A 26,964-nucleotide genomic window follows, 5' to 3' on the forward strand; every position below is an offset into this window, starting at 1 on the left:
TCGCAACTACGCCCGGTCCCAAACAGTGGCTCCAATTTGGTTGATGTCCTGGATGGGGGTTTAGGTTAGACGTTCGTCTTCGGCAAGATTGTCACAATGTGGTCATTCGCTGCCAAATTGCCGAATGTCCGCTATAAGCCGGACACGGCGACGTGGAACTATCCGCCTAGGAGGTCTTTTTCTCCTGAAGCTTCCGGTCGCATCCGGCCCAACGCTGTTGGTCCGCAATGCGCCCACGTCGGCCATAGACGCAAATTGTCTCCTCCCAGGAAGTAGTCGTTGCCGATGACCATGCTCCAGGTCGTAGTCGCGCTAATAGCTGCCATTGGGAATCGTTCCGCGAAGATAGTTCGGGGAAGCTGAACGACGACCGTGCAAGCGGCCTGCCGAGGCCGTCGAAATTGTCTTCGAAATCGTTCCTATTGTCGAAAAGTCCGCTCTCGCCCTCTAGGCGGCCTGCTCGCAGAGGAAAACTTCACAACTAATGCACAGTGTGTCACAATCTGAATTGGGAGCCTGGGGGGAAATATGGACGAGCCGCGTCTAGGTCTACGCGGCGCTTACGAGGCCTTATTCCGATCGCGCGGATTATCGCTCCCTGATGGGCGCCCACTTTATCGCTACCGATTCAGCCGACAAGAGTTCGAGGGCGTTCGGGAGGTCCTAAAACGCCATGGACCGACCGCGCTGAACGACTCCCATGGTCAGGCTTTGTTCGTTGCTTTCACAGCCGAGTGGTATCGCCGGGAACGCGCCGGGGGGGCTTGGGACTGGATCAGACCCTTAGCTGTCCTTGGAATTCGATATCACGCGAATGATTCGGCCGCCGACGTGCGCTACGCGGTGGTGCGGGAAGCCGCCGAAGCTGGCTTGAAACGGTGGCGACGCCCTCAGCCGACCGACGTGCCGCTCCTCTTCGGCGTAGTGCGCGAGGCGGGTTTTCCAGCTGCTGCCATCAAAGAGGGAACCTTGGGGTTATGGCTGAAGCGCAGCATCTTGGCGATCGAAATGGGCTTCACACCTGCCGAGGCCGTCGCAAGTGAGGCATGGCGGGCGGGCGAAACGCTTGTTCAGGCGCTGGTGGAGCCAGCCGTGGCGCTGTCCACGGTAACCGTTCGTTTCCGTCAACAATTGCCGCCCCTCCACGAACGAAATGACCGAGATCCCGTGCTCCACCTGGATTCTGTGGTGCCTGCTTGGCGCAACGATCTGCCTTTTGACTTGGAGGAAGGCGATTTTCGATCTCTGGTGGAAGACTTGGTCCGGACCCGGCGCGTCGAAGGGGGAGCCCTGGCGGCAAGCCGATTGCTGCGGCGCACCGCCGAAGGGTGGGCGCCGCGGGCCGAACTCACCTTGTCAGGTGAACTCGACGTGGTCCGAACATCTCCCCAATTGCAGGCAGCGATGGAAGGTGCCACTCGGCTGCGCATCTTTCCGCGGGGTGATCTGCCGGGTTTGAACCGGCCCATCGCCGTGCTGGAACAGGTGGAATCAGACGAGGCGACAGCGTGGGAGTCCCGTCCGCTGGTCAAGGCGTTCGAAGTTCCCGCTCGCCTGAACCAGGCAATTAGGTTGGCGGCAGTTGCAGGGGAGACCTTAGTCGAAGAGTTCACCGCGTTTGCCGGCGAGCCGGTAGACGCGCCTGTCCTCCTCTTCCAGCCAGATCCTGGCGTCGATTTTGAGAACGCGCTTGAACTAAGATTCATTGGCAGTTCGCCCTTTCGAAGCACTCGGCCATGGCTGGCTATGGCTGTAACGCAGGAGGCTCGTTCAGCACTGAAGTTCGAACACCCTCCTTCTGACTTGGGAGACTGCATCCTCGATGGACGCTGTCTTCTGGCCTTCGTCGGGCAAGCTTCGCTCGACCTTGGTGATGGGCGTCTCACGTGGCGTAGCGCGGCCGAGCGCGAGGATACGAAGCGACTGATCCTCACAGGAGAGACTCTACGGCGGGTGCGCGAGACGGTGTTCCTAGGGACGCCAAAGGCTTGGCTTTCGGATGGTCAGCATCACACGCTGGTTTCGTCGGAAGACCTAATTTGGCGGTCGTTGGGGAGAGGCTCGTGGCGTTCTTCGAACAAACACGCGCCCCTGGGCAGGGTCGAGATCGCAATGAGGCGGGGCGGTGAACTGGTCGCTTGGACCTGCGCCGACGTTGCGCCGCGTGAATTGGTGCTATCGGGAGAACCGCGAACCCACTCGTTGAAAATCGAGAATCTGCTCGGGGCCAGCGTTGCGGCGAAGGGCGGTCAGATCCTTCCGATCTCCAGGAATGGTGATGACGCGCGCGTCGATCTTCGACTCCACACCCCAGGCGCGATGCTACACGTGGCGCTGCGATGGGACACCCAACTCGACCTAACGCTCGCTGATCCGATTGCCGAGCCGCTCCTGTTGACCCCGGACATGCGGCCCGCCGTAAGCCGGGCCCAGATTTCGATCGATCGACTGCATGGGTTCCGCCTGTTGGCGCCTGGCGGTCGCGACCTATGGCTGGTGGTTCGGCAGGGCGCAGGACAGCCCGTGCAGGCCACGCGTCGTATCGACGGTCTCGTCCCGCTATCGGCCTTTCAAGACGAATTGCGGGATCTCCTTGGTAGCTTTCCGGACCTCGATGCGGAGGTGCGCCTGAGCTGGGCCGGTCGAGGTGACCACTTCGCCGAGATCGCCTGGTACGACGAAGACCAGCCGCTGGTGGCCGAGAAAGGCATTTCGCCGTTCTCGGGCCTTTCGAGTATCCTTGGTTGGAATCTGGATGCGCTAGCGCTGACGCAGCCTACCGCGAAACTCTCCAACAACCTTCCACGCCTTTCCTTGCAGGAATTGCAGACGCGACTCCTGCAAGAGCTCGGTCCGGGCCCCTGGCTGATCTTCGGGCGAACCAATGACGGGACCTCGCTCAGACCGAAGGTGGTCGCCCAACCACCGGGCGACGACGATCGTGGAAGTGCGCTTCGTCTGGCCTTCAGGATCGCACGACGTGACGCCCGGGACGATGCATTTGCTACAGTGTTAAAGCACCCGGAAGCCTTGAACCGCGCTGATCTCCGCCTCTTGGTCGATCTGAGCGTGGCCGCGCGGGATCGCAACGTGCCCGTGCCGGCGATCGATGCCCTGCGGTCACTTTGCCGTGCCCCCCAGGCGGCTCCGTGGATCCTGTCGACCTGCGACACTCTTGAGGAGCGCGACGCCGTGATCCGGCTACAAAGTGAGTTACCCTTCCTCTGGTGCGCAACGGAAGTCGAGCACTGGGTGTCTGCGTTTCGAACGAGAATTGACGAGTTGGAGCGCCGCCTGGAACGGTTGGAACTACCGACTGCCGACGCAGGGCGCAATGTGGCGGCCGCCCTCGGCCAAATCGCTGATCTGGAGCCCGGGCTAGCGACTCATGCGTGGATCACCTTCCTATTGGTCGCGCCACGAGCAGATTTGGAACCCGGCCTCATCGGAAGGCTATGCCGGCGTCCGAAGGAAACGCTTCGGGAACTCGCCGAAGCGTTCGTGACTCGTCAGAGTGAGCATCGCGAGCCACCGACCGGATTGCATCTCGCGGGGCTCCTGCCAGAGCGACGCGAGCTTTGGGAGCGGTACGACCCAGCCTTCGCGGATTTGATCGCTGCTCCCCTAGTGGCGGCGCGAATGGCGGCCGGCAAACTCCATCAAAACCCGCAGGTTGTCGGACGATGTCGGGCCGCTTGGCTCCACGACCGTCAGCTCTTCGAGAGCGCTCTCGCCGTCGCCCTTGGACGCGAGACTATAGACCCCGGCACCACCCAACGAATGGACCTGTGATGGAAATCGAGAGGCTTCTGGCGCGGCTGCCACGCGATGCTGCAGATGCGATTGTCGGTATGGCTCGACTCCGTTCAGTCGATCTCAATCGGCATCTGCGTGAGGGCTTGGGTGCGCGCGCTGGTCAGCCTAACTCGGCCCTCTCCGAACCGTTTGTCGAAGGCGCTTATCCCTGGTTGCCGTTAGAGGGCGGTTGGGGCGGATTGCCGGCTGGCCTTTTGCACCCAAGAACGCTCGAAGTTCTGCGTGAAGTCGCATACCCGCCCTACACCCACCAGGTGGACGCTTGGAAGCAGCTTTGCGGCGAACGCGCCGCTTCGGTGATCGTGTCGAGCGGCACAGGCTCAGGGAAGACAGAATGCTTTTTGACACCGATTTTGGATGGGCTGGTTCGATCCTCCGATAGCGGTGCAAAACCGCTCGAAGGAGTGCGCGCGCTGATGCTCTATCCGCTCAACGCACTTATCGCCAGCCAGGAGGAGCGGCTGTCAAAGTGGTTCGCCCCCTTCGGCGGAGCGCTGCGCTACTGCCTCTACAATGGCGACACGCCGGAGAGTGTGCGGAGCACCGCCGCGCGTGGGGAACCCTGGAAGGTCGCTGATAGGACGACACTCAGGCGCTCGCCTCCGCCGGTTCTTGTCACCAACGTTACCATGCTGGAGTACATGCTGATCCGGCAGAAGGACGCACCGATCCTGCGGGCGTCACAAGGTACGCTTGACTTCGTGGTACTGGACGAAGCGCACTCATATGTCGGCGCCCAGGCGGCCGAAATTGCTCTCCTACTACGCCGCGTCGCGCTTGCTTTCGGTCGCAAACCCGAAGAGCTCCGATACGTCGCGACCTCAGCGACGATCGGCGGCCCGGACGCCGCCGAGCTACGATCCTTCCTTCGAGATCTGTCAGGCGCACCAGAGCAAAATATTCACGTGGTAAGAGGTGTTAGGGCGTCGCTACCGGCCTCTCCTGCCCTCAATAGCAATCTCATCGAACTTGACGAGATAGCGGGCATGGAACCGCTCCAGGCCGGTGAGATCTTCGCTAAGTCTGCACCGCTAAGGGTCCTGAGGGAGCAGTTCAGAGCCGGCGCCATCGTAGGCTGGAGCGGCTGGAGCGCGCAGGCGCGCCAGATCGGCGGCGCGGACGTAGACCCGAGGCGCCTGCTTGTCGAAGCGTCAAGGGCGAAGGACCCACATTCCGATCCGGCGCTGGCCAGCGCTGGCGGAGACTCAATCCTGCCGGTCCGCCTACACCTCTTCCACCGGACGCTTTCCGGTCTCTGGGCCTGCGTGAACCCGACCTGTCCCGGGCGGCCCGCCGCATCTGAAGCAGCCGACTGGCACTTCGGCGCCGTCTTCCTCGAATCGCGAGAGCATTGCTCACACTGCGGATCGCTCGTGCTCGAATGGGCCTATTGCATTCAATGCGGCGATGGTGCGCTCAAGGCTGAAGAAACTGCCGACGGATCGCATCTTGTGGCCTGGACAGGCGGCACAGGGGACGGTGAGTTCGAGCAAACGCTCGATCGCGACGAAACCTTCGGCGCCGAAGACGACACACAAGACGATGCGCCGCTGACCACATCCCCGGTCGTGAACCGCCGATATTTAGGGGCGCGCGGGGCACGGCCGTCTCCGATAATCCGCTTCGAGCCAAAAACCGGTGCGATCGTCGAGACCGTGGACGGCGCGGGGTTACCAACGACCGCGAGCCGCCACGTAGGTGAGTGTCCATGTTGCGGCTGGGCACCCAAGAAGGTGGACCTCGAGGCCGGCGTGCTTCGATCGCTCGTCGCGGGTGCGCCCTACTTGATGTCTCAGATCACCCCTGGACTCGTCGGGCACCTATCGCCAAAACCTGACGCTGACGAGCCCTTGCCGCTCGACGGCCGGCAACTGATTACCTTCACCGATGCGCGGCAGGGCACGGCCCGACACGCGGCGAACTTGCAGGTGGCATCGGAGCGCGGCTTCGTCCGAAGCTTTCTCTACCACTTTGTGCAGGATCGTCCCGTGCGGGACGACCAGGCCATCGCCGCGATCGAGGCTAAGCTCAAGCGACTGGCCTCCGACGAGCAGGACGGGATCACTCTCAGCCTCATGGCTGACCTTCGGTTGGCGCGAATCAGGCTCGAAGGGGTCGCCACCCCGAAGGCCTGGCGCCAACTTGTCGATCGACTCGCCGCTGAGCCCACAATCAACCGCTTTCTCTCGAATCTCTGGGTCGAGCGCGAAGAGACTTTCTCCGACCCAGCGCGGCTCGCTGAATTCATGCTATATCGGGAGATCATGCGACGGCCCGTCCGCGCCAACAGCGCTGAGACATTGGGCCTTTTGCGCTTGACCATTCCCGGCCTGGACGAGCCCAACGTGGTCGTTCCGGCTTCCGCAACGCGCTTAGGGTTGAATGCAGACGACTGGCGCGACCTCGTGCGCCTTCTCCTTACGCATTTTGTCCGAACTAACGTCATCCTGGATTTCGACGCTAAACGTTGGATGCGTTGGATTGACCGCCGCCAGAGCCACGTGGAAATGGTACCTTTCGAGCCTGCGCTTCCCTCAAGCCGATACGTCCGCTTCTGGCCACACCCCTACGGTCCAAGACCTTCTCGCGTGGTTCGGATGCTTGTCCAGGCGCTTGGTCTCGATCGCGATGATCCAAGCGTTCGGGATGACTTGAACGAACTTCTGCGGGCAGCATGGTCGACGTTGCAAAGGTTCATGACGGTCAGTCCGAATGGCTTCCGGCTACGGCTCGGCGACATGAATGTCACGCCGATCGAAAGGGCCTTCTGGTGCCCCAACACTCGACGTCTGGTGGACACGACCTTCCGCGGACTAAGCCCATACGACAAGCTCGGTGTGCACCCGAAAGCCGAAGCCGTCGACATGCCGACCCTGCCGTTTCCATGGCGCCGTGATGCCCACGGAGGTCGCGTCTCCGATTCAATTCTCGACGACTGGCTAGCGACCGATGAACGTGTCTCGCTCCTGAGGGCCAAGGGGGCCTGGGGCGATCAGCAGGATCGCGCGGCGAGGTTCTCGCCGTGGCTGCGCGCGGCGGAGCACTCCGCTCAGCAACCGAGTTTCCTGCTCCGCGACTACGAAAACGCCTTCAAATCTGGAAAAGTCAACGTCCTTGGATGCTCGACCACCATGGAGATGGGCGTTGACATTGGAAGCATCGAGGCGGTTCTAAACACCAATGCGCCACCGGCGATCGCTAATTACCGGCAGCGTGTCGGCCGGGCGGGACGGGCGCGTCAGCCGATCGCTCTTGGCCTGACGATTTGCAAGGATCGACCGCTCGACCGACTCGCGTTCGCAGATCCCGGCGCCTTCCTGGCGCGAGAAGCGCCCGCGCCGGTGGTCAGTCTCGAAAGCCCAACCATCGCTCGACGTCACGCCCACGCCCTTCTTCTTGCGCGCTTTCTGGCCACTCAGGGCGCCGAACTTCACAAACTGACGAATGGCGCCTTTTTCGGCCTCGGACTCAGCGCAGAAGTCCTGAATAACTTGCCTTGGCGTCGCTTCCTAGCATGGCTCGACGCCGCCGCTGCAGGTCTCAAGACGATGACATCGGATCTTGAGGAGGTGTTGCGCGGGACCCCCGTGCGACCAGACCCCGACCTCTTCGAAGGTGTCCGGGATACGATCGAGCGCATTCAGTCGGATTTGAGCGCGGAATGGGACGCACTAAGGGGCGATGAGCCGGATGCCGAAACCTCTGTGGTATCCAAGGCGCGGGACTTCCAACGTCGGAGGCTCCAGGGAAATTACCTTTTGGGTGAACTCGCCGGTCGCGGATTCCTACCGTCATATGGCTTCCCGAGCGACGTGGTGTCCTTCGTGACGGAGACTGGGGTCGAGCGACACAAGCGAGAGGACTCTGGCGAGAACCGCTTTAGTTCTCGAGGATACCCATCCCGACAACGCGACATCGCCATATTCGAGTATGCGCCTGGGCGGAGCTTGGTGGTGGACGGTGTCGTGCGAGAGTCCGCGGGCGTCACGCTGAATTGGAAACGCCCCGCCGATAAGGCCGGTGTGCGGGAGGTGCAAAGCCTTCGTCAGATGCGCCATTGTCAGTCCTGCGGCGCGTTACTGTCGGCGCCATCCGCCGTGTCTCCCGGCGCCTGCCCCGATTGCGGCAGCTCTGACTTCAAGATCATGCGATTCCTCGCTCCAGCCGGTTTTGCCGTCGACGCGCGCTACGAAGTTCATGATGACCCCTCGGACACCGGGACTTCAATGCTCGTCGACCCCTGGGTCTCGGCGCGCACTCTGGCTTGGCGCGCTCTCCCGGACCCAAACGTCGGGCGCCTCCGGACCGGCTCGGACGGTCTGGTCTTCTGGTTCAATCCAGGTCCGCACGGCCATGGGTTCGAGGTCTGCCTGCACTGTGGCCGCGCGGAAGCCGAACACCAAGCGGATGGCACCGGGTCCCTCGCGGGGCACCGTCCACTTCGCGGAGGCCCCCGTGCGGCCGACGAACGCACCTGCACAGGCGCGCCGGAGATCAACCCCTATGCCGTGGCGCGCCATCTACGACTCGGTCACGAAATTCGAACCGACGTCTGCGAAATACAACTCTACGACTGCGCCAGCCGTGAAGTGGCGCTGACGGTGGCTTTGGCGATCAGAGAAGCGGCCGCGCGTCGCCTCGGCGTGGATGCTGACGAGATGGGCTTTGCGGCGCCTCCCGCCATCCATCCTGCCGGCCAGCGCAATTGGACCGCTGCTGTCTTCGACCGGGCGAGCGGAGGCGCCGGCTTCTCTGCCACGATAGCTCGTGATCCCATCGGCATACTTAACGAGGCTAGAGACTTGCTGGACTGCAGCAAGTTGGGCCGTTGTGGCGATCCCGATGCAGTATTCGCCTGCCCTCGCTGCGTGCTCTCGGTTGATAGCCAACATGCGGTCGAAGGCACCGACCGGAGGGCAGCGCATTCCCTACTCACCGCCATTGGACGCAGTCTGGACCTTCCCAAGCGCTTCCGACTGTTCGGACCTGCCACCGAATATGAATCCGCACCTCTCCCCCAAGCACTCTCCGACCGCCTTGGGGACGATGCGTCGAATACACTGGTCGTGTTCATGTCAGGGCCTCCTGCAGAGTGGGAATTGGAGACTTGGCAAATGGCGCCCGTTCTGGAACGCTGGGGCGCTCGCGGGCGCGGGGTGCAGATCGCAGTCGACGCGAGCGCGCTGACCGCTACCGATGCCGTCACGCGTCGGAACGTGGTACTATGGGCTCAGCGCGCACGCGTCGACATCGTAGCGCGAAACGAAGTCGACAACGACGCCTGGCTGGCGGGTGTGGTCTCGACACGTGGGCTAACCGCTTGGGCATCATCGTCTGCATCCGCGAAGGCCGTGGGTATTGGTTGGGGCTCTGTCTCCGATGCTCCGGTGGTACGAGGTGCAACGGCGCTTGCCGCGCCGCGGGAGCGGCTAGATGTATCCGCCCTGCTCTCGGCCGGCGGCAGTGAGGCCATTTTCGAGATTGCTGATGAGCTCGACGGACCAGCCGCGGGTTTCGGTGCCCGGCTCAGGGCGCTGTTGCGCGCGCGCTCGACGGAATTAGCGCAGGTATTCTCTGCCCCGTGTTTGGAGATTCGCTATTCGGACAAGTACCTGTTCAATCCGCTGTCCATCCGTCTCCTGACGGAAGTGGTCGCCGCCTTCAGCGACTATGACACCAACGTCAAAGTGCAGACTCTCGCCGCCAAGACCGGCGGTGGGGCTCGTACAGGACCGTGGTTGCATAGGGATTGGGCCGACCTAGTTACGCGTACGGCGGTTATGGAGCAATCGCTTGTCGAGGTGGTGCCGAAAGTGCAGGTGTCACAAGTCCAATCCGCGCCGCACCGCCGTCGCCTTGAATTTCGAACGCCGCGTGGCTCTGGCACGATCTTCTTTGATCAGGGAATGGGCTCATGGCGAGTTACCGACGAACACCACGATCATGCTAGCTCAATCTCTGAGCAGGTGACGAGCCTTAAACGACCGTTCTCAGTTCTCAACGGTCTAGATGGGACGTTCCTTGCGGTGAGACTTGACTGAGAGTCGACTCCTCAAGGAATGCACGGTTCAGCGTGAATGGCGCGTCCGGCCAACTTTGGCGCCTGAAGGCAGCTGTTTTTGCGACGTTCGCCTATAGCGTCGCAGGCGGCTGCATCCCTAATGAGCACTGAGAACCATGACCTGTGACCATATAGACAACGACGATTATCCCGTTAGTTCACAGCGCAGCAGGATAATGCGTTCGGTACGGCAAAAGGACACGTCGCCCGAGATGAAAGTGCGATCGGCTCTTCATGCCGCCGGTCTGCGATACCGCCTTCATGTTAAGGGCCTCCCGGGAACGCCGGATCTCGTTTTTCCCCGGCGAAAGGTCGTGGTATTCGTTCATGGCTGTTTCTGGCATCGCCATCCGGGCTGCCATCTCGCGACCACGCCAAAGTCCAGGGTCGCGTTCTGGACGGAGAAGTTTAGGCGCAATCGGGAGCGTGACGCCGCTGCTGCGGGCGCACTTCGTTCGCGGGGCTGGGCTGTCGTGGAGGTGTGGGAATGCGAGATAAAGCGTAACGACTACCTGGAGCCGCTCCTACAAATATTGCGACTGGCGATAGATGCGCGGATGAGCCAACCACACCGCCTTCATCGAAGCTTTAACGCTAGTCTCAGACGGAAAACTTCCGAATCCGGAACGCGAGGTGCGGAGGGAGGATGAATTCGAATTCGTCGCCAAGGTGCAGCACCGTGGTGACCTCGAAGTGAAGCTGGCGATGGTGATTTGGACAGACCGTAATGACGTTTTGCGGCCCCAGCACATCAACGCTGAGTGTCGATACCTGCACCACGTGGTGAGCTTCGACATACGGCATACCATCCGGTTTGAAGAACGTGGCCCAAGCCTGACCCAAGACGTCGCAGCCCTGACACCTGGTTGTTCGTTAGCTTCACCATTGCTCCGATCGGCCCGCGTTCCACGTATCGGCTAATCCGGTGCTTGATGATCGGAGTAGCATCGCGCGTCAAATCCCACACCGCTTTGCGTATTTCGGGGTTTTGCAGGTCGGGTGCGCTTGCGAGTAGGGGCAGCTGATCAACGTTCGTACTAAAGTCGACAAGTGAGTCGATGAAGGCTTGTGCGGTGGCGGTACCGCCCCGCAACGCCGGTTCTAGTCTCGGAAGAGAAGGGCGGATGTCGAAAGATACCGCTAGTCGTAACTTTTATTGCCGGTGCCGGCAGATCGACGTTCCGACCTTCCGATCGTTGAAACGCTCCGGTGGATCTGCAATCTGAGTTCGCCGATATCGGAAACGTCGGATAGACGAATGGGATAGTCGGCCGTCTCCAATTTAACTCGACGGTCGTTCGGGTCGAGGTCGGCGAGGGCCTTACTGTCGACCCACGCCCCCTCAAGATTGCCACCGAGCACCGCGAGGCGGGCTAAGATGGTTTCAAGGGTCGCGATATAGTCCGGGTTGTAGGCGGGCTTGCCTCGGGAGACGCCGCCATTCGAGTGAAGCACGATGTCGACCCCGATGGCCGTTTCTTCGACCTCGAACTCTGCGTCCAGTATCTGACCATCCTCACCGAAAGCCGTCAAGACATTTTCCTCACGGCGCCGAGTGTTGGGCGAGCGACGCAGGGTTCCGATTCTCTGCCTCGCTAGCGATCATGCCAAGAATCTGACATCTATGCATCTTGTCGGGACCAAAACCTTATGTCGAACCTTTTACTGCAGTTGGCAGACCCGGACGAAGTGGCTGCGATCGTCGATGATGTGCGCCGGGAGGCTCGGTACGTTGTTACGGACTTTTCCGTCGAACTGGTGGTTTCGAAATTTCGCGATGAGGCCGAGACGGAAGGGGACATCTACGTTCCGGAGTATCAGCGAAGCCTCGCTTGGAACGAGGAGCAAAGCTCCTATTTCATCGAGAGCCTCATCCTCAGGGTCCCAGTTCCTCCGGTATTCCTCTATGACGTCGAGGGGCGCTTGGAGATCGTTGACGGCTCGCAACGGATCCGAAGCCTAGTACGATATTTGCGGGATGGGTTCGCGCTGAGAGGTCTCGAGAAGCTAGACATACTGAACGGATATCATTTCGCCGATTTGCCGCCCTCGGTGCAGCGGCGTCTCAACAACACGCCAATACGTTCGTTCGTCTTGGACCAGGGAACCGACGAAAGCACCCGTGTTGAGCTGTTCAGGCGCCTCAACACATCAGGAAAGCGACTTGAAGACGCCGAAATACGGAAAGGCGTTTACCGCGGTGCCTTCCTCGATCTGGTGATTGAAAGGGCTGCATCAGACCTCTTTAAGAGCTTGACGCCCCATATGGCCAAGGGCGTCGACGCTCGCAGCGAGCGTCAAGAGCTAGTCACGCGCTTTTTCATCTACTGCGACCGCTACCTGGCGTTCCGCCACGATGTCAGGAAATTCCTCGACTCCAACATGGACAAGCTGAACAAGTCCACTGACGAAGCGCGGCTCTCGGAGATGGGCGCCGAATTCGAGCGGACAATGCAGTTTATCCGCATGTACTATCCGAAGGCCTTCTATCGGCCGGATGGAGGGAAACGCGTTCCTCGTGTCCGCTTCGAAGCCATTGCCGTTGGAACGGCGCTCGCCTTACGGAGCGATCCGGCCTTAAGGCCGCCATCGGATGCATGGCTGCGGTCGAAGCAGTTCGAGGAGCTGGTGCGGACGGACGCCAGCAACAGTGCTCCGAAGCTCCGGGGGCGTATCGAATACGTCCGCGACAGCCTGCTCGGCCGTCCGTATGAGCGTTGAGGGACGCTTTCGCGTCCGCGCGCAGGACGTGTCCGAGTACCTAAAGTCTCTGCAGTCGCTGGAGCGTGTTTACAACATACCCGGCCGCAGTTTCTACCGCGCAACGGCGGCGATCACGGCGTCCCGCGCCTCCGCCTTCATCATGATGTACAACTGCATAGAGTTCGGTTCCCGAGAGGCGTTGGTAGGGCTGCGACAGGAGATCCTGGCAGGCGGTGGCGGCTTTATGGCTCTGAAAGACTACTGGCAGGAAGAGATAGCCCGAGCTCACTTCCGCGACCGGCTCACCCAGGGCGCCAACCACGACAGCCTCATCCGCGACGTGGCCAGGTTCGCGCCTGGGGTCGTGGACTGGAAATCAGACCTGCGCCGTCTGCCGTTTTCCGGAAATGTCGACAACGAGGAATTGCTACGCTTCGTCGCGCGGATCGAAAGCCGATGGCGACCACCGCGATCTTGCCTCGGCGGTTCCGACCTGGTCCTTATAAGACAGATGCGCAACACACTTGCTCATGGCGCCGAGACGTTCGAGACCGTCGGTTCCCAATTCAGCACTCAGGACATTACCGAGAAGTTTCGACGGACAAGGATCTTCATGGTCTCGCTCATTAAGGGGCTTGAGCGCTACAAGACAAGGCAGCACTACCGCCGCGTTTAGGCGGGTACTTCTTCGAGACCGCAGTGGGTCGCCAGTGCTCGCGCGAAGTCTTGGTTCTTAGTTAGCCCACTCTTCATGTAGCGGCGAAGAAATCCCTCGGCGGCGCGGACGGATAATGTCTGTGCATCGTTCAAGCCAAAGCTCGCGATCGAGACGCGGCGTTCGTCTGCCGGTCCTTCACCCGCCCCAGGTATGTAGCGTGAAGTCTGCTTAGGGCCACCCCACGCCGCGTTGTGCTGGGAAAGCGTCTCGGTACCGTGTTCCTGATAGGCAAGGCTGTGGGCTTCCGAGGCCACCAGACGTTGTCCGACCCAGGTCGCCACAGGCACGCTCACAGCGTTGCCAACAAGGCGCCAGCGCCCGCGCTCGCCCTTATTGGTGTCGCGGGCAGCCGCCGTCCAGCCAGCGGGGAAACCTTGAAGGCGTTCCGCATCCTCGATGCCAGGCGTCTGAAACAGTCCAGTTTCCACCGTCCAAATAGCAGGCGGTGAAGGTATGCTTAGGCCGGAGCCCCCTTTTAGGGGTGGTACTGCATCAGGGGTCCAACCCACGCCACGATTGCCCTCAGTCCAGTAAAATCCGATGTTGGCCGCCCAATCGCTTGCGGGCGCTACGCGGTCGATACCGTCGAAGAGGAGGTTTCCGGGGTCACCCTCCAACATGCCGACGATGAAAATGCGCCGGCGTCGATGCGGAAGCCCAAATTCCCGAGTGTCCAGCACGCGGTACGCCCAGCGGTAGCCGCGTTCGGCTAGCTCGGCGGTAACGTACCGTACTGCCTTGCCCTTCTGCAGATTTAGGGAGAACGCAACGTTTTCGAGAACTATAGTATTCGGCTTCTTCGGTGTAGCGTCGAGCAACCTGAACACGTGCGACACCAGCCCGGACTGGCTGCCGTCCAAACCAGCCATCCGTCCAGCTTGACTGAGATCCTGGCAAGGCCAGCCACCGACAAGGGCGTCGCACTTGGGGAGACGAGGCATGGCCGTGACATCGTCGACAAGACTGATCTCCGGAAAGCGGCTTCGCAAGACGGCCTGTGCCGCAGAATCCTTTTCGCACATCAGGGACGTCTTTAGGCCCGCTTTGGCGAAACCCACCTCGAATCCACCAATTCCCGAAAATAGGCTTGCGACGGTCTGATTCGACATGAGATTCTCCGAATCCCTTATCAGTTAACAGAGATCCGTTTCAAACTCGAGAAAATAAATCGCAGCTTGGCTAGCGCCAAGCTGGCCAATATGGCTCGATCGCCCATCTGCGCAGGCAGGGCGAAGGTCGTGTTTCAGGAAAGTCGGGGAATTCACTCAGAGTTCAAGGTAGAACTTTCTAGCCGGTTGGCCCGAAAGCAGGCCTGTTGAAGCGTCTGCTTCGGGTCACGTCACGAAGATACTCGCACCGAATTGAAGGTCCGTTATGGAAGATCCGAGGCCCGAAGCTTCCAGTCCGCTATCGGCCCCAAGAATGACGGGCTGCAATGCGCCATATCGGTCGTATAAAGTGCCCCCATCCGTTCCCGAAAGCCGTCGTCTGTTACCTGGCTCGTGAGCTGCCGGCAGTCTATCCGAGGTTTCGTTACAATTGTCGGCGGACATCTCGAACATCGTTGCAATTGACGCACACGGATATCTATTAGATGGCGGTAAATCGGACGGTAGCCGCTATTCTCGAGACGGCGGATTCTGCCATTGAGGGGGATGTACCGGCATGCGACTCATCCAGAACAAGGCGTCCGATGATCATCGGACCGCTGTCGCCCATGTTTTGGAGGGCGCTGAGCAGATCAGCATCGCCGTCGCCTTCCTAAAAGAGGGTGGCGCACGGATCATCGGGCTGCTCCTAGAGGCACGCCTGAAGCAGGGCGCTAAAATTGAAGCTTTCCTCGGTACTGATTTCTACATCACCGAGCCAAAGGCGCTCGCGCATTTGCTCGCAATAAAGAAGCGGTTCGGGGCCTTCGAAATGTTTCTTGCAAACGGCAAGACCGCAACCTTTCACCCGAAGTCCTATGTCGGACGAAGCGAAGGCCAGGTTCGGTGTCTGATCGGGTCAGCGAACCTCACGACCGGCGCCCTGACAACAAACGATGAAATTTCAATCCTGGCGACCGTGAACTCGGACGAACAACTGTCGTCGGATCTGAAAGTCACCTTTGCCGATTTTCGTGAGAGCGGCAGCTTCCAAGAACTCGATGACCTGGTGCTTGGGCAATATGCCTCGCGACACAAAGACGCCGAGCGATTGCGACGCAAACTTGAGAAAGAGCTCGAAGACAACTTCGCCGCACAGTTCGATCTGCGGCGCTTGAATGGCTTCCTCCGCCAGTACCGCGCAGACAAGACCGAACGTTCCGCGCTGGCGAAGCGCCGGACCGATCGGGACAAGGCATTGAAGGTTCAGCAATTGATCGCGGATCTCGGCAACGCGCCGAGGATTTCGAAGGAAATGAGGAGCGTCTTCGCAGAGAATCTAAGCAATCTGATTTCTTCAAGAGAGCCTTATCAACATCTCTGGCATTCCGGCGACATTCATCGACGAGGGTCGGCGGCACTCGATCATCCCAAGAAGACGATCACACTGTTCGCCGCGGGCAGGAAGGCAGCCAAACTCGCGCCAGAACGGGGTTACGAGCAGATGCGTCAGCTAGCGCTCGGTATTCCTGGCGTGGGCGTGAATATGATCACGGCGATTCTCTGCACCTTCGCCCCGAAGCGGTACGCTGTCTTCAACGGCAATACCTCCGGCGCCCTAGCGGCGATCGGCATTGGCGCGCCTCGAAGTCCAACTGTCGCAACGCTGTCGGCCGAACGATACACGCAATTGTGCGCTACCATCGACGCGCTGCGGAGGCGCATCGGTGGCGCTGATTTCACGGACGCCGACGCGTTTCTCAACTGGCTGTATTTCAAGACGAAGCCTTCCAAGCGCGCGCATGAGGGAGGCGCCCCAAAAACCTCACCTTGCGTGTCGCGGCCACGCCAAGTTGTCCGGCAGCACCGCGCCTCTAATCGGCCGTTCAGGCAGAGTTTGCCTTCACCGAAAGCGGGCAGTCCGTTCGAGTGAACCACATGGCCCATAGTGCCCCAATCGAACGAATCTCGCTTCTATGGCGTGACCCGAACGGCGCTCTCAGCACGCCCACGGCATCAGAGTTGTCAGCTGGAAATAAATGCGCCAGGTGAGTAGCGCCCCGAGCCCGCAGACGACAAGGATGATGCCAAGGACGAATCGGTGAAGTGTAATCCGGTTTTCCAGCTTGCGATAAAGAGGGAGGAACTCCGCGGCGACGACCGAGTAATCGCCCTTCAGCTTGGTCTTCTGTCGGGTCAGATCGTCGTCTATCGTCGACAGCGTCAGCAGCTGGTTGACGATGGCAAACGCCAGGAGGGCAACGAACAGCGTTGCACCGAGCGAGATGGCGAGGTTTGCCCAGAAATTCACGTCGCATTGAGTTGCGGGCTTGAGCTGCGTGGCGATGATCACACTCGCGACGGGAATGCCCATTATCTGGTTCTGGATGTCATGGAATGTCTTATGGATCTTACCGGTGTAGTCCGCGATGGCCTCTTCCGCCTTCCCCCGGATCTTGTCGTACGAGAACTCCGACGCGAACAGCCTATAGCTGTCCTCGCACTTTGTGACGAAGTCCCGAAAGTGTCGAAGAAGGTACCTGAAGCGCTCGCCTTCGGGATGGGTGCGACACGTCTCGATGAGCGTGGTAGCAACGATCGCAGCCTTCTGGTCCTTGTGCACCTTCTGCATGACGAAGTTCTCGAACTCGTCGACCAGTATGGAGTTTACGGAGACAAGGTCCGATGACCTGAAGTCTACACGGACCATCAGCCGGATCGAGCCGAGGAACAGCATCTCCGCCTGGTACGGGTCGAGAAACGCAGCCGCCTCTTTTAAGGTGCGGACCAGGCGCAATGCGTTCCGGTAGCGCGCGACGGCGTCGGGAACGACGGTATCGTTGTAGGCGAACCTCTCCTCGATCAGGTAATAGCGCTCCGGCTCGGCTATGCGGTTGCGACGGTTCTCGAGCAGCCGGTCGAGGGTGAGCGCGAGGAAGCCAAGTCCTGTGCGTGGAGCGCCGATTTCGACGCTAACTGTCGCGCCTATGACGACCGCCGACGCTGAGTCGACCGTGAATGCCGCGTCGTCGAAAGCCTTCTCATCGCTTTCAATCTGCTTCAGCGTTTCCACAATGCTGTAATCGCGGACCGTCAACTTTCCCGCGGAGCCATCTTTCGAGAACTCCGTGTTGCGGTAGAGTGCTATCAGCTGGTCGAACGTGATCATGAGGCTACGCTACTCCTGATCGTGTTCCAGTCTTTCGATCAGGTCGGGAGGGAGTTCGGTGAAGGTCAGGGTCTTCTTGTCGTCGTTATAGACGATCTTGCCGTCGGTAAGGGCTTGCCGATTGAATTCGACCGACCAGAGCCGCGTCTTCGCGGAGAACTTCACCATCGGCGACAGCGCTCGCTTCTTCGGAACGAAGCCGTCGCCAAGTCCGACATCCGGATCTCCGAGCGATTTGGCGAGTTCTTTCGGGTTCTCTGGAAAGAGCTCGTTGGAGAATGTCTCGAGATCCAAAGGCTCGTTGTCCCGGATGTATCGCTGGCAGATGTCGTACGCCTTCTGCAGGAAAGCTTGCTTGTCCTTCACGAAGCCCTTCGCCGGCTCGGCGAAACCGTTCAGCACGCGCACCAGTGTCCTGGTATCCTCGAGGTCCTGAACGGTGCTGTCGCAACCGAGGAACTCCTTGAAGTACTCGGCGACGTTCCCCTTGCCCTTTAGGAAGCCGATGTAACGGTCCGCCGAGTTAGTCCATGCCGTCATGTTGATCCGGCCGGCGAAGCGGAAGCCGTCGAGGTCGAGGTGTTCGACTGACGCGATGTCAAAGCTTTTGGTGAGCGCCGCACCGAGCTTGTCGTTGATGATCGCCACTAGCAGAAACCGTTGCTCGTCCTTCTCGAGATGCGCGAAAAGGACGTGACCGCCCGTCGCCCCGGGCTTTCGGCGCGCCTGAACGGTCAGTGTCGTCATCAGCTTGGCCGTGAGCGTGGCGAAGTCCTTGAAGTCGCCCTTCCGGAACTCGTCAAGATAGGTCTGTGCCGGATAGTTGTCGGAGCTTGCCGCGAAGCGCCCGTGAGACTTCGAGGCGCGGCTCGCATACATGGCGTGCAGCTCGCCGACCACGCGCTCCACCGTTTCCGAGACCTTGAGGTGCGCGTTACCCGACACCGTTTCAAAACTCTCGGAATTCCTCTTCAGGTCGTGCACCGCGACCTGAATGACCTGCTCGACCATCGAATCCTCCCCCTCGTGATGGCAGTTATGCGAGACGTGAGGGCCCGAACGCAAGTGTTCGAAGGATTAGCAGACCGAATATCCACGCCATGCGTGTCGAAAGGCGGAACGTCTTTCGATCCGCTCATGGCCTACGATCGCAGCGCGGTTTGGATCTTCTTCCACTCAGGAATTTCATCGAAATGGTACTTACGCAGCCTCGTGAAAAGATCGAACGCGTGAAGGGTTCTTAGGATTAAGAGCGGGGCATTGAACGACGCCATTAGCACGCCCGAGAGAGTATCTTGCCGTTCAGCGAGCAACGCCTTGAGAACGACGATCTCGTTGCCGGGGTCTACGATCCAGGCTCCGGCATTGGCAACGAAGGTCACCGACACGGAGTCGGCAGCCGGGTGACCGATCTCGCAAAGTTTCGCGTAGGAACGGCTTTATGCCGGGAATCTTCATTCCATCCACGTGGTCGACGTACTGGAAGGTCTGCATCGCCTTGCGACTGCCGGTGTCTTTTCGGTCTTCAGCACCTTCCGGGCATGCGTGAAGTGTATCAGCGTGTCTTCCAACTCCTTAGCGGACAGCATGGGCTCCCCAGCCTGACCCGAAATCTCGGCTCGTATCGCATCCTTGTTGTAGGCGAGCGTCCGGGCCACTGGTCCCAGGCTGTGGTTTATATCGCCTGCGGATTCGATCAGGCTTCTACACGCCGACGCGCAGCCATATAGACTTCCCGCCTCATGTTCGCGGACCGCCACCTTGATCCACCTGGACGTACGGAACACCGATGCGACCGAAGCCATATGCGCCCGGTACAGCATCTCCGTCCAATAGATGTGCCCCATGTACGCCCGCCCGATCGATTCGTCGCGAGCCCTGTATTCGAAATCCGACAAGTCCTTGAAAGTGTACCTGTCTCTCATCAGATCAGGCGCAATGTCGTTGACGATGCGGCCGTAGAGTTCGGAATTCTTCCGAACACTGCGGACTTTTCTTAATGTCCAGATCGAGAGCTGGTGTCGAGGGCGAAACTTGGACCATGCAGCGATCGTCTTTCAAACACATCCTAACAGAGAAGCCGGACGCCATGCGAAGCACGTCGGTGACCGGCTGCTTTCGTATCTTCATTCGCCAAGACCCGACCGCCTACTGTCGGCCCAAACGGGACGTCTGAGTAGTGGCTCGCTGATCGCCACTCCTGGCGCAAAGCTGCCAATCGTTGTGCGGCGCCCTCGTCGACTTCGATCGACGAGCCGAAATTGCCTTGCTCCATCTAAAGTTTGAGCGATGAGTTAAAACCGATATGATTAGAAATATCGGTTTCAGCACCAAAGAGTGGCAACTCTGCGACGGCGGTTTTTCGACGGTCCTCGGGATAACGGCTCCGATTTCGACACTGAGGGAGGGTGCGCAAGAGGGCCAGCGGGATGTCGCAGGTGGTTAGCCCCGGTCGTGCACAATGCAATGTAGCCGTCCACCGACTTGCCCCACGAGTCCGCTTAGAAACGCTCTCCTCCCGTGATCCACAGTCCACACGTTGCTACCAGTTTACGCCGCACGAGCTAGTCAGGCCGCTTCCGCTTAACGAGGCTCTTCTTATTTTAGCCCAACACGATCTGCTCGCAGCGAAATGGCAACTAGGATGCGGCTTTGTGCTTCGACACCAACCCGCCCGGAGTATCAGGACCGAGGCAGCGTCCATGAAGAGTGACGCAATCTCGTATCCCCCACGAGGGCTATCTCGTGAGGAAGCAGCTCGTTACATCGGTGTCGGATCGACGCTTTTTGACGAGATGGTTGCCGATGGGCGTATGCCAAAGCCCAAGCGCATCAATAGCCGCGCTGTCTGGGATCGTGTAGCCTTGGATATCGCTTTCACCTCGTTGCCGGACAAAGACAGCGGCCTTCAAGAGCTGTTGGAACGAAGCAAACGGGGCGTGGAAAAAAGATAGCAACTACGCTCGTTGCGTATACGCTGCAGGCGTAGTACGATGATAGCCCGTGCGGAAGGCATGATGTGAACGAGAATGAGAAACTTGCGCAAGACGTGAAAGCATGGCGGGCAAAGGAAGGGTTTACTGCCGAAGCCGCGGCCAAGGTACTGGGAATACCGAGGCGCACCTTTGAAGGCATAGAGCAAGGAAGAGGGTTTCGTTACCCGGTGCTCCTGCGCGTTGCCATCAAAAGCAAAACCCTTTCGCTACGGGCGAGTCTGAAAGGGTCCCCCGGACTGAAAGGAGCATTTGATGGCTCGGCCATTTAAGGATGCCCGTTACCCTGGGGTATCTTCGCGCCTCAAGAACGGCAAGCTAATCTATCGCTACCGCGCAAAGGGCATGCCTGAAATCCGCCTTCCCGGTAAGCCCGGCGATCCCGAGTTCGAGGCGGCTTACGAGAAGGCCACGCAGGGTCAAGGCAAGAAGGCAGTTATCGTCGATTTGCCCGGTCGGGCACTGCCAAAAACCTTTGGTCATGCCGCGCGCCGGCTTGAAACGACAATGGAGTGGTTGGGCTTTGATGAAGCCACGCAGCAGAAGAATGCGCGACTGATTGAGCGTTTTCTCAACCTGCCGGTCGATCCCAACTACCCACTCACCTGGCGCAATACTCCTGTTGAACATCTCGACGCGGATCGGCTTCGCGCCATCATTGAAGGCATCTTCAGGACGAACCGCACAGTCGCCAAACACACGTTGGTCGCCATCAAGAAGCTTCTATGGGTCGCGACCGATGTCGAAAAATGGATCAAGCCGCAGGATGATCCGTCGCTATCTATCCGCGTGCGGGTGCCCAAATCGACCAAGAACCCAGCTTGGCCAATTGCGATGCGCGAAAAGTTCGAGGAGCGACACCCCATCGGTACAGCCGCGCGCACCTGCTATGCACTGGGGTTCTGGCTTGGAAATCGGCGCGGCGATATCGCTGCTCTTGAGTGGGACGATCTTTTAACCGAAGAGATCGAACTGTTCGACGGCTCGCTGGTGCTAATCGAGGCCTTTGATTTCCGCCAGAAGAAGAACCGCAACCGCCATGGCGGGCGGGAGATGTTCATTCCAGTCGTAGACAAACTAGCAACGGCCTTGGACCTGCTCGATCGCTCGAGAGGCGGCACGGTCTTAAAGAACGCCTATGGCAGGTCATTCTCGGAAAAGAGCCTGACCGGCATGATGCAGCACTGGACGCGGCAGGCGGGAATTCCAAGCGGCTACACGCTTCATGGCCTGCGCCGCACCTTCGGCACCTACCTCGCTGAATGCAACATCCAGGCGCGCGCCATCATGGAGGCGATGGGTCATTCCTCCATGACGGTAACAGATGAGTATGTGCGTGAGGCCAATAAGAAGCGGATCGCGGTTGATATTGCTCGTGCCATCAACGAGCGCGAGGCCAAACGCGACGCCATGAAGCGGCGGGCAAACCTCCGCATCGTCAGATAATCAAATCGAGTCGGAACAAACCGGGACCACGGTCCTGCTTTGGGCCCATAATGGGCCCAAAACGTTTTGGGCCGAGGGCACTTTTTGTGAATAAAAACAATGGTTATGGTGGGCCCGGAGGGACTCGAACCCCCAACCAAGCGGTTATGAGCCGCCGGCTCTAACCATTGAGCTACAGGCCCCACACGCGGCTGGATTAATGTTTTTCCCCGAAACGCACAAGGCTTTCCGGACGGGTTCGCCGAGATCGCCCAAATCAGCCCATATTCAGACATTAGAGCGACGTTCGTCCACTTGGACGCACAACGAAGTACGCTCTACCGCTTTGAACCTACGCATCGTGCTTTCCGAACCCGCGTCGGCGCAGCAAAATCGATTCCGATTTTCGGGCCGATGCGGTAGTCGACAAGCGCGACTGGACCGCAGACCGAGGAGATTTTCATGACCAGACATCTTTTACCCTTGGCGCTCGCCGCCGCAATCGCTTTTCCGGCGATGGCCAGCGCTGCCGATTCGCCGCCCCCACCGCGCATCGTCGTCACCGGCGAAGGCGAAGCGACCGCGGCCCCCGATCTGGCGCTCCTGACGCTCAGCGTCATGCGCGAGGCCAAGACCGCGCGCGCCGCGCTCGATGCCAACAACGATGCCATGGCCTCCGTGATCGCCGCTATGAAGTCGGCTGGCATCAAGGAGCGCGATCTGCAGACAGCCGGCATCCAGATCAGCCCGCGCTACAACTACACCAACAAGCCGGACGGCAGCCAGGAAGCCGAACTCGTCGCCTATCAGGTGACCAATACGCTTTCGGTGCGCATCCGCGATATCGACAAGACCGGCGAGATTCTCGACAAGGCGGTATCGCTTGGCGTCAACCAGGGCGGCGGCATCTCGTTTTCCAACGAGGATCCGGCTGCAACTGTCACCGAGGCCCGCAAGAAGGCGGTCACCGACGCCATGGCCAAGGCCAAGACGCTGGCTGAAGCCGCCGGCGTCAGCATCGGACGGGTGCTAGAAATCACGGACCAGAACGTCGCGCCGCCGCCGATACCGATGAACGCCAAGGCCTTCGACGCGGCCCGCGCATCGGTTCCGGTGGAGGCCGGCGAGAATTCCTACACGGTGCAGGTCACTGTCACGTTCGAGTTGAAGTGACGGCCTGAACGATCCGGCGTGGTTCGGCCCTGTTGACGCGCGGGCAGGAATCAACCGGCAATATCGATCTTGCTGCATGAAAAACCCCGGAGGACTGGTCCCCCGGGGTTTTTTCGAGCCGCACCCTTGCGCCCTGGCGGAAAGGGGCTCTACTACTCCAGACTGACCTTCGCAGAAGGTCATGTCTCAAGCTGACCTTCGCATAAGGTCATGCTTAAACAAGAAGGCCGTTGCCGGTCGGCAACCTGCCGAACGTTTACCGGTAGATGACCGTTTACCGGTAGATGATCGGGCAGCCGCGCTCATTGGCGAACACGACCACCACGCGGTCGCCGTACTGGCGGCCCACGACCTTGACCGTGCGGCGGCTGATATCGACGATGCGGACGCGGCGCAGGCCCATGCGCTCCGCCTTGCCGAGGGCACGATCCGGCGAGCAGGACCTGCGCCAGTCGCGTTCGCGGTGGCGTTCGCGGTAGCGATAGTCCTCGACATAAACGCCGGCACGGGAATCGTCGTTGTTGCCGAAACCGAGATAGATGCTGTCTGCATGAGCGGGGACAGCGGCAAGCGTGCCAAGAGCGACAAGGGCCGAAAGGGTCGCCGTTTTGACCGTGTTGAACATTGTCTTCTCTCCTTGTTCAGGGCTTCCGCCCGTTTCGTCGAACCGATGGGAGGAGAATGCGCCTGCGTTTCTGAACTTTTTACGAACCAGCCGTTCATTTCCGGTTCAGGTGCAGCCGAGGACAATCGGTAGTCTTGCACCTCCCGCGACCGGTTCCGGATACTATCGATAGAAACGCCCGGTTTTTCCGCCGGTTCCGGCCGGGATCCAAATGCATGTCGCCCAAAAAGCATGCCCATCGGTCTTGAAACGAGGGGTGCGCAGCGATTTTGGGACAACCACATGCATACAACAAGAACTTAAGCGCGTCGCAGGATCCCTTCAGACGCGACACGCTTTAAGGCTCGTCGTCCAGCATGTGCTCGAAATAGTCGTCCGGCTCGGCAAGATCGGTCTCGCTGGCGCTAACCCGGTCGCGCATCGAGATGCCGGCCTCGTGCACCGTCTCGGCACTGCCCGACACCAGCCTGTGCCACCAGTAGAGATCGTGGCCTTCGGCGACCAGCCGGTAGGCGCAGGTTTTGGGCAGCCAGCTGATGGTACGCACATTCTGCGGCGTCAGCCCGACGCAGTCCGGGACGCGCGCCAGCCGATTGGCATAGTCCGAGCAACGGCAGGTTTCGGCGTCGAACATCCGGCAGCCGACGCTCGTCCAATAGATCTCGCCGGTGTCTTCGTCCTCGAGTTTCGACAGGCAGCATTTGCCGCAGCCGTCGCAAAGCGACTCCCACTCGGCCGGGGTCATCGCTTCGAGCGTCTTGGTTTTCCAGAACGGCGTTTCCATTGCGGGGATGTGGCCCTCGCTGGCGTCAAGGTCAAGCACGGCAGCAGTGCAAATCCAGCAAGAGCCAAAGGCCGGGACCATACGAAAGACACGAAGTCGCCTTCAAAACGTCGGCCAATTGCCCTTCCCGGCAGCTAAAGCCAGCGGATAGGAACCAAATACGGTTGCTGAAAGTTTGGGCAGGGATGGGACGCCACAAGGAGAATTTCTGATGAAGAGCCGACCTAGGATACTGGCAGGTGCCGCTTTTGGCTTGCTGATGGCGTCTACGCCGTTGAGCGCGTTTCCGCTGCAGGACAGCCCCACTTTCGGTTCCCCACGAGGTACCGCAACGCCGTTGATCCTGGCGCAATCGGATTGCCCCGAAGGCGCGGAAGGCTGCGCACAAGACCAGCAGGCAGAGCCGGAACAGAGGCCTCGCAAGAAGCGCGACCGGCAACAGCAGGAGGCCGCACCCGCCGAACAGCCCGCTGAGCGGGCCGCCCCTGCGGGCGACGAAGAGCAGCCCACACCGCGCAGAAAGAAGCGCGACCGGCAACAGCAGGAGGCCGCACCCACCGAACAGCCCGCTGAGCGGGCCGCCCCTGCGAGCGACGAAGAGCAGCCCAGGCCACGCAGAAAGAAGCGTGACAGGCAACAGCAGGAGGCCGCACCCGCCGAACAGCCCGCTGAGCAGGCCGCCCCTGCGAGCGATGAAGAGCAGCCCAGGCCGCGCAGAAAGAAGCGCGACCGGCAACAGCAGGAGGCCGCACCCGCCGAGCAGCCCGCTGAGCGGGCCGCCCCTGCGGGCGACGAAGAGCAGCCCACACCGCGCAGAAAGAAGCGCGACCGGCAACAGCAGGAGGCCGCACCCGCCGAGCAGCCCGCTGAGCGGGCCGCCCCTGCGGGCGACGAAGAGCAGCCCACACCGCGCAGAAAGAAGCGCGACCGGCAACAGCAGGAGGCCGCGCCCGCCGAACAGCCCGCTGAGCAGGCCGAGCCGCGTCCCACTCCAACTGACCGGCAAGCCGCTCCTGCCGAGGGCGAACAGCCTTTGGACCAGGCGAGAAAGCGCAGGAAGCCTGTTGAAGAACAGCCGGCAACAGGTGAACAGCCGTCTACCGGTGAGCGGCCCGCCGAGGGCGAACAAGCCGCGCCCGCCGAAGGAGAAGGTCCGGTCCAGGGCGAGGTTCCGGCCGATCCGAACGCAGCCCCGGTGTTCGACAGCCAGAAGGATGCCGTGCGCAAGCGCAAGGGCGGCAGGGACAGAGCTCAAGAGACCGGTCGCCAGGACGCAGGCGGCCAAGAGGGCAATCAGCCTGGCCAGCAGGACGGCGAGCAAGCGGAGGCCCCGAGGCCGGCTCCGGTCGATCAGGGGCCGCCGCCCACCGACGACCGGGCGGCCCAGCAGGAAATCAGGCCTGAAAAGATCACCCCGGTGACGCAGGAAAAGGGCACGCGCGTCGAACGTGCCCCAGATTTCGAAGATGTTCGCCGCCGCCCACGCCCGGAAGGCGCTAACGTCGTCAGGGAATTCGGCGACCGCGTCATCCTCCAGTTCAACAACCAGACAATCGTGGAGAGCAATGATGCCCCGCGCCTGCATCGTGGCGCCAGGGAGGTCTACTATGAGGATCTGCCGGGCGATCGCACCCGGGAAATCGTCGAGCGTGAGAACGGTGTCCAGATCGTCACCATCCGCAATCGCTACGGTAACGTCATCCAGCGCTCACGCATCGCGCCGGACGGCCGTGAATATGTGCTGAGCTATGTCGACGAGCGGTACTACGAGGATGTCGACGACTGGCGTGATCCGGGTGATGACCTGCCGCCGATACGGCTCGACATTCCGCGCGAAGAGTACATTCTGGACGCCGAAGACATCGAGGATCCGGATGACTACTACACCTTCCTCGAACAGCCGCCCGTGGAGAGGGTGCAGCGCCTGTATTCGGTCGACGAGGTCAAGCGTTCGGCCCGCGTCCGCGACATTGCGCGCCGTGTCGACCTCGACACGCTGAACTTCGAATTCGGTTCGGCATCGATCCCCGACAGCGAAGTGCAGAAACTGGAAGGCGTCGCCACCGCCATGGAGAGGCTGCTGGAGAAGAACCCAGCGGAAACCTTCCTGATCGAAGGCCATACCGATGCCGTCGGCAAGGCGGAGGCGAACCTCGCTCTGTCCGACCGCCGCGCCGAGGCGGTCGCCGAAGCCCTGACCAATGCCTTCAGCATCCCGCCGGAGAACCTGACGACACAGGGCTATGGCGAGGAGTATCTCAAGGTCAACACGTCGGAACCGGAGCGCGAGAACCGTCGCGTCGCCATCCGCCGCATCACCTCGCTGGTGGCGCCGGTCGCCAGCGCGGAGTAGGCCATGGCCAACTAAGAGCAGCGATTCCAAAAGCCTGAACTGGCTTTTGGAATCGA

General features: G+C 60.5%; 20 protein-coding genes and 1 tRNA gene. 11 read left to right on the forward strand and 10 right to left on the reverse strand.

Features of this window, described 5'->3' with window-relative positions; translation table 11 throughout:
- Positions 1–528: 528 nt before the first annotated feature.
- The 3 genes from EJ066_RS00095 to EJ066_RS00105 all read left to right on the forward strand — a co-directional run bounded on the left by EJ066_RS00095 (position 529) and on the right by EJ066_RS00105 (position 10,527).
- Positions 529–3,792: an STY4851/ECs_5259 family protein gene (locus EJ066_RS00095; RefSeq protein WP_210211044.1), complete on the forward strand. Its 3,264-nt coding sequence runs from the start codon at positions 529–531 to the stop codon at positions 3,790–3,792.
- Positions 3,792–9,857: a DEAD/DEAH box helicase gene (locus EJ066_RS00100; protein WP_189347414.1), complete on the forward strand. Its 6,066-nt coding sequence runs from the start codon at positions 3,792–3,794 to the stop codon at positions 9,855–9,857. Before EJ066_RS00095 ends, EJ066_RS00100 begins: the two co-directional genes overlap by 1 nt.
- Positions 9,858–10,089: 232 nt before the next feature.
- Positions 10,090–10,527, forward strand: coding sequence for a very short patch repair endonuclease (locus tag EJ066_RS00105; protein WP_236387364.1), 438 nt, complete (start codon positions 10,090–10,092; stop codon positions 10,525–10,527).
- Here the strand turns inward: EJ066_RS00105 and EJ066_RS31215 are convergent.
- Positions 10,478–10,681: an HNH endonuclease gene (locus tag EJ066_RS31215; protein ID WP_189347418.1), complete on the reverse strand. Its 204-nt coding sequence runs from the start codon at positions 10,679–10,681 to the stop codon at positions 10,478–10,480. The two genes, EJ066_RS00105 and EJ066_RS31215, sit on opposite strands and share 50 nt — an antisense overlap.
- 336 nt (positions 10,682–11,017) lie before the next feature.
- Positions 11,018–11,410 (reverse strand): hypothetical protein, encoded by a 393-nt coding sequence (locus EJ066_RS00110; protein ID WP_126034260.1) that lies wholly within the window; start codon positions 11,408–11,410, stop codon positions 11,018–11,020.
- Positions 11,411–11,527: 117 nt separating this feature from the next.
- Between EJ066_RS00110 and EJ066_RS00115 the strand changes: the two genes are divergently transcribed.
- Complete coding sequence (locus EJ066_RS00115; RefSeq protein ID WP_091595096.1) at positions 11,528–12,598, forward strand: DUF262 domain-containing protein; 1,071 nt, start codon at positions 11,528–11,530, stop codon at positions 12,596–12,598.
- Positions 12,588–13,256, forward strand: a complete 669-nt coding sequence (locus tag EJ066_RS00120; RefSeq protein WP_091595094.1) for a hypothetical protein — start codon at positions 12,588–12,590, stop codon at positions 13,254–13,256. Before EJ066_RS00115 ends, EJ066_RS00120 begins: the two co-directional genes overlap by 11 nt.
- On the opposite strand, the gene EJ066_RS00125 is transcribed toward EJ066_RS00120, so the two are convergent.
- The gene (locus EJ066_RS00125) at positions 13,253–14,407 is read right to left on the reverse strand and encodes a DNA cytosine methyltransferase (RefSeq protein ID WP_126034261.1); all 1,155 of its coding nucleotides are present in this window, start codon (positions 14,405–14,407) and stop codon (positions 13,253–13,255) included. The two genes, EJ066_RS00120 and EJ066_RS00125, sit on opposite strands and share 4 nt — an antisense overlap.
- A gap of 556 nt (positions 14,408–14,963) precedes the next feature.
- On the opposite strand from EJ066_RS00125, the gene EJ066_RS00130 reads away from it, so the two are divergent.
- Positions 14,964–16,319, forward strand: coding sequence for a hypothetical protein (locus EJ066_RS00130; RefSeq protein WP_091595090.1), 1,356 nt, complete (start codon positions 14,964–14,966; stop codon positions 16,317–16,319).
- Positions 16,320–16,385: 66 nt separating this feature from the next.
- On the opposite strand, the gene EJ066_RS00135 is transcribed toward EJ066_RS00130, so the two are convergent.
- From EJ066_RS00135 to EJ066_RS00150, 4 genes are all read right to left on the reverse strand, one after another.
- On the reverse strand, positions 16,386–17,555 hold the full coding sequence (locus EJ066_RS00135) for a hypothetical protein (protein ID WP_091595088.1): 1,170 nt from the start codon (positions 17,553–17,555) through the stop codon (positions 16,386–16,388).
- A gap of 9 nt (positions 17,556–17,564) precedes the next feature.
- Positions 17,565–18,566, reverse strand: a complete 1,002-nt coding sequence (locus EJ066_RS00140; RefSeq protein WP_091595086.1) for a nucleoid-associated protein — start codon at positions 18,564–18,566, stop codon at positions 17,565–17,567.
- Between the two features lie 131 nt (positions 18,567–18,697).
- The gene (locus tag EJ066_RS00145; protein ID WP_126034262.1) at positions 18,698–18,943 is read right to left on the reverse strand and encodes a hypothetical protein; all 246 of its coding nucleotides are present in this window, start codon (positions 18,941–18,943) and stop codon (positions 18,698–18,700) included.
- A 66-nt stretch (positions 18,944–19,009) separates the two neighbouring features.
- Positions 19,010–19,402 (reverse strand): hypothetical protein, encoded by a 393-nt coding sequence (locus EJ066_RS00150; protein WP_126034263.1) that lies wholly within the window; start codon positions 19,400–19,402, stop codon positions 19,010–19,012.
- A gap of 855 nt (positions 19,403–20,257) precedes the next feature.
- Between EJ066_RS00150 and EJ066_RS00155 the strand changes: the two genes are divergently transcribed.
- The 3 genes from EJ066_RS00155 (at position 20,258) to EJ066_RS00165 (ending at position 21,994) form a co-directional block, all read left to right on the forward strand.
- Positions 20,258–20,509, forward strand: coding sequence for a hypothetical protein (locus tag EJ066_RS00155; RefSeq protein WP_091595315.1), 252 nt, complete (start codon positions 20,258–20,260; stop codon positions 20,507–20,509).
- Between the two features lie 65 nt (positions 20,510–20,574).
- On the forward strand, positions 20,575–20,820 hold the full coding sequence (locus EJ066_RS00160) for a helix-turn-helix domain-containing protein (RefSeq protein ID WP_236387255.1): 246 nt from the start codon (positions 20,575–20,577) through the stop codon (positions 20,818–20,820).
- Positions 20,804–21,994, forward strand: a complete 1,191-nt coding sequence (locus EJ066_RS00165; protein ID WP_091595079.1) for a site-specific integrase — start codon at positions 20,804–20,806, stop codon at positions 21,992–21,994. The genes EJ066_RS00160 and EJ066_RS00165 overlap by 17 nt, the downstream gene beginning before the upstream one ends.
- A gap of 106 nt (positions 21,995–22,100) precedes the next feature.
- On the opposite strand, the gene EJ066_RS00170 is transcribed toward EJ066_RS00165, so the two are convergent.
- Positions 22,101–22,176 (reverse strand) — tRNA-Ile (locus EJ066_RS00170).
- A gap of 259 nt (positions 22,177–22,435) precedes the next feature.
- Here EJ066_RS00170 and EJ066_RS00175 point away from each other — a divergent pair.
- Positions 22,436–23,146 (forward strand): SIMPL domain-containing protein, encoded by a 711-nt coding sequence (locus tag EJ066_RS00175; protein ID WP_126034264.1) that lies wholly within the window; start codon positions 22,436–22,438, stop codon positions 23,144–23,146.
- A 274-nt stretch (positions 23,147–23,420) separates the two neighbouring features.
- Here the strand turns inward: EJ066_RS00175 and EJ066_RS00180 are convergent, their stop codons facing one another.
- Positions 23,421–23,771 carry a hypothetical protein gene (locus EJ066_RS00180; protein ID WP_126034265.1) on the reverse strand — a complete coding sequence of 117 codons (351 nt, stop codon included), beginning with the start codon at positions 23,769–23,771 and terminating at the stop codon, positions 23,421–23,423.
- Positions 23,772–24,108: 337 nt separating this feature from the next.
- Entirely contained in the window at positions 24,109–24,555 is a 447-nt protein-coding gene (locus EJ066_RS00185; RefSeq protein ID WP_126043692.1) for a YcgN family cysteine cluster protein, read from the reverse strand.
- 211 nt (positions 24,556–24,766) lie between these two features.
- Between EJ066_RS00185 and EJ066_RS00190 the strand changes: the two genes are divergently transcribed.
- Positions 24,767–26,908: an OmpA family protein gene (locus EJ066_RS00190; RefSeq protein WP_126034266.1), complete on the forward strand. Its 2,142-nt coding sequence runs from the start codon at positions 24,767–24,769 to the stop codon at positions 26,906–26,908.
- Positions 26,909–26,964 lie beyond the last annotated feature (56 nt).

The sequence above is a fragment of the Mesorhizobium sp. M9A.F.Ca.ET.002.03.1.2 genome (assembly GCF_003952365.1).
In the GTDB taxonomy this organism is placed as follows: Bacteria; Pseudomonadota; Alphaproteobacteria; order Rhizobiales; family Rhizobiaceae; genus Mesorhizobium.

Bases quoted from the DNA above. Each gene is read 5' to 3' on its own strand.
- EJ066_RS00120 (WP_091595094.1), top strand. From the start codon at position 12,588: ATGAGCGTTGAGGGACGCTTTCGCGTCCGCGCGCAGGACGTGTCCGAG.
- EJ066_RS00130 (WP_091595090.1), top strand. From the start codon at position 14,964: ATGCGACTCATCCAGAACAAGGCGTCCGATGATCATCGGACCGCTGTC.
- EJ066_RS00135 (WP_091595088.1), bottom strand. From the start codon at position 17,555: ATGATCACGTTCGACCAGCTGATAGCACTCTACCGCAACACGGAGTTC.
- EJ066_RS00175 (WP_126034264.1), top strand. From the start codon at position 22,436: ATGACCAGACATCTTTTACCCTTGGCGCTCGCCGCCGCAATCGCTTTT.
- EJ066_RS31215 (WP_189347418.1), bottom strand. From the start codon at position 10,681: ATGCCGTATGTCGAAGCTCACCACGTGGTGCAGGTATCGACACTCAGC.
- EJ066_RS00165 (WP_091595079.1), top strand. From the start codon at position 20,804: ATGGCTCGGCCATTTAAGGATGCCCGTTACCCTGGGGTATCTTCGCGC.
- EJ066_RS00115 (WP_091595096.1), top strand. From the start codon at position 11,528: ATGTCGAACCTTTTACTGCAGTTGGCAGACCCGGACGAAGTGGCTGCG.
- EJ066_RS00140 (WP_091595086.1), bottom strand. From the start codon at position 18,566: ATGGTCGAGCAGGTCATTCAGGTCGCGGTGCACGACCTGAAGAGGAAT.
- EJ066_RS00105 (WP_236387364.1), top strand. From the start codon at position 10,090: ATGAAAGTGCGATCGGCTCTTCATGCCGCCGGTCTGCGATACCGCCTT.
- EJ066_RS00180 (WP_126034265.1), bottom strand. From the start codon at position 23,771: ATGTTCAACACGGTCAAAACGGCGACCCTTTCGGCCCTTGTCGCTCTT.
- EJ066_RS00185 (WP_126043692.1), bottom strand. From the start codon at position 24,555: ATGGAAACGCCGTTCTGGAAAACCAAGACGCTCGAAGCGATGACCCCG.
- EJ066_RS00190 (WP_126034266.1), top strand. From the start codon at position 24,767: ATGAAGAGCCGACCTAGGATACTGGCAGGTGCCGCTTTTGGCTTGCTG.
- EJ066_RS00095 (WP_210211044.1), top strand. From the start codon at position 529: ATGGACGAGCCGCGTCTAGGTCTACGCGGCGCTTACGAGGCCTTATTC.
- EJ066_RS00125 (WP_126034261.1), bottom strand. From the start codon at position 14,407: ATGTCGAATCAGACCGTCGCAAGCCTATTTTCGGGAATTGGTGGATTC.
- EJ066_RS00100 (WP_189347414.1), top strand. From the start codon at position 3,792: ATGGAAATCGAGAGGCTTCTGGCGCGGCTGCCACGCGATGCTGCAGAT.
- EJ066_RS00155 (WP_091595315.1), top strand. From the start codon at position 20,258: ATGAAGAGTGACGCAATCTCGTATCCCCCACGAGGGCTATCTCGTGAG.
- EJ066_RS00150 (WP_126034263.1), bottom strand. From the start codon at position 19,402: ATGGGGCACATCTATTGGACGGAGATGCTGTACCGGGCGCATATGGCT.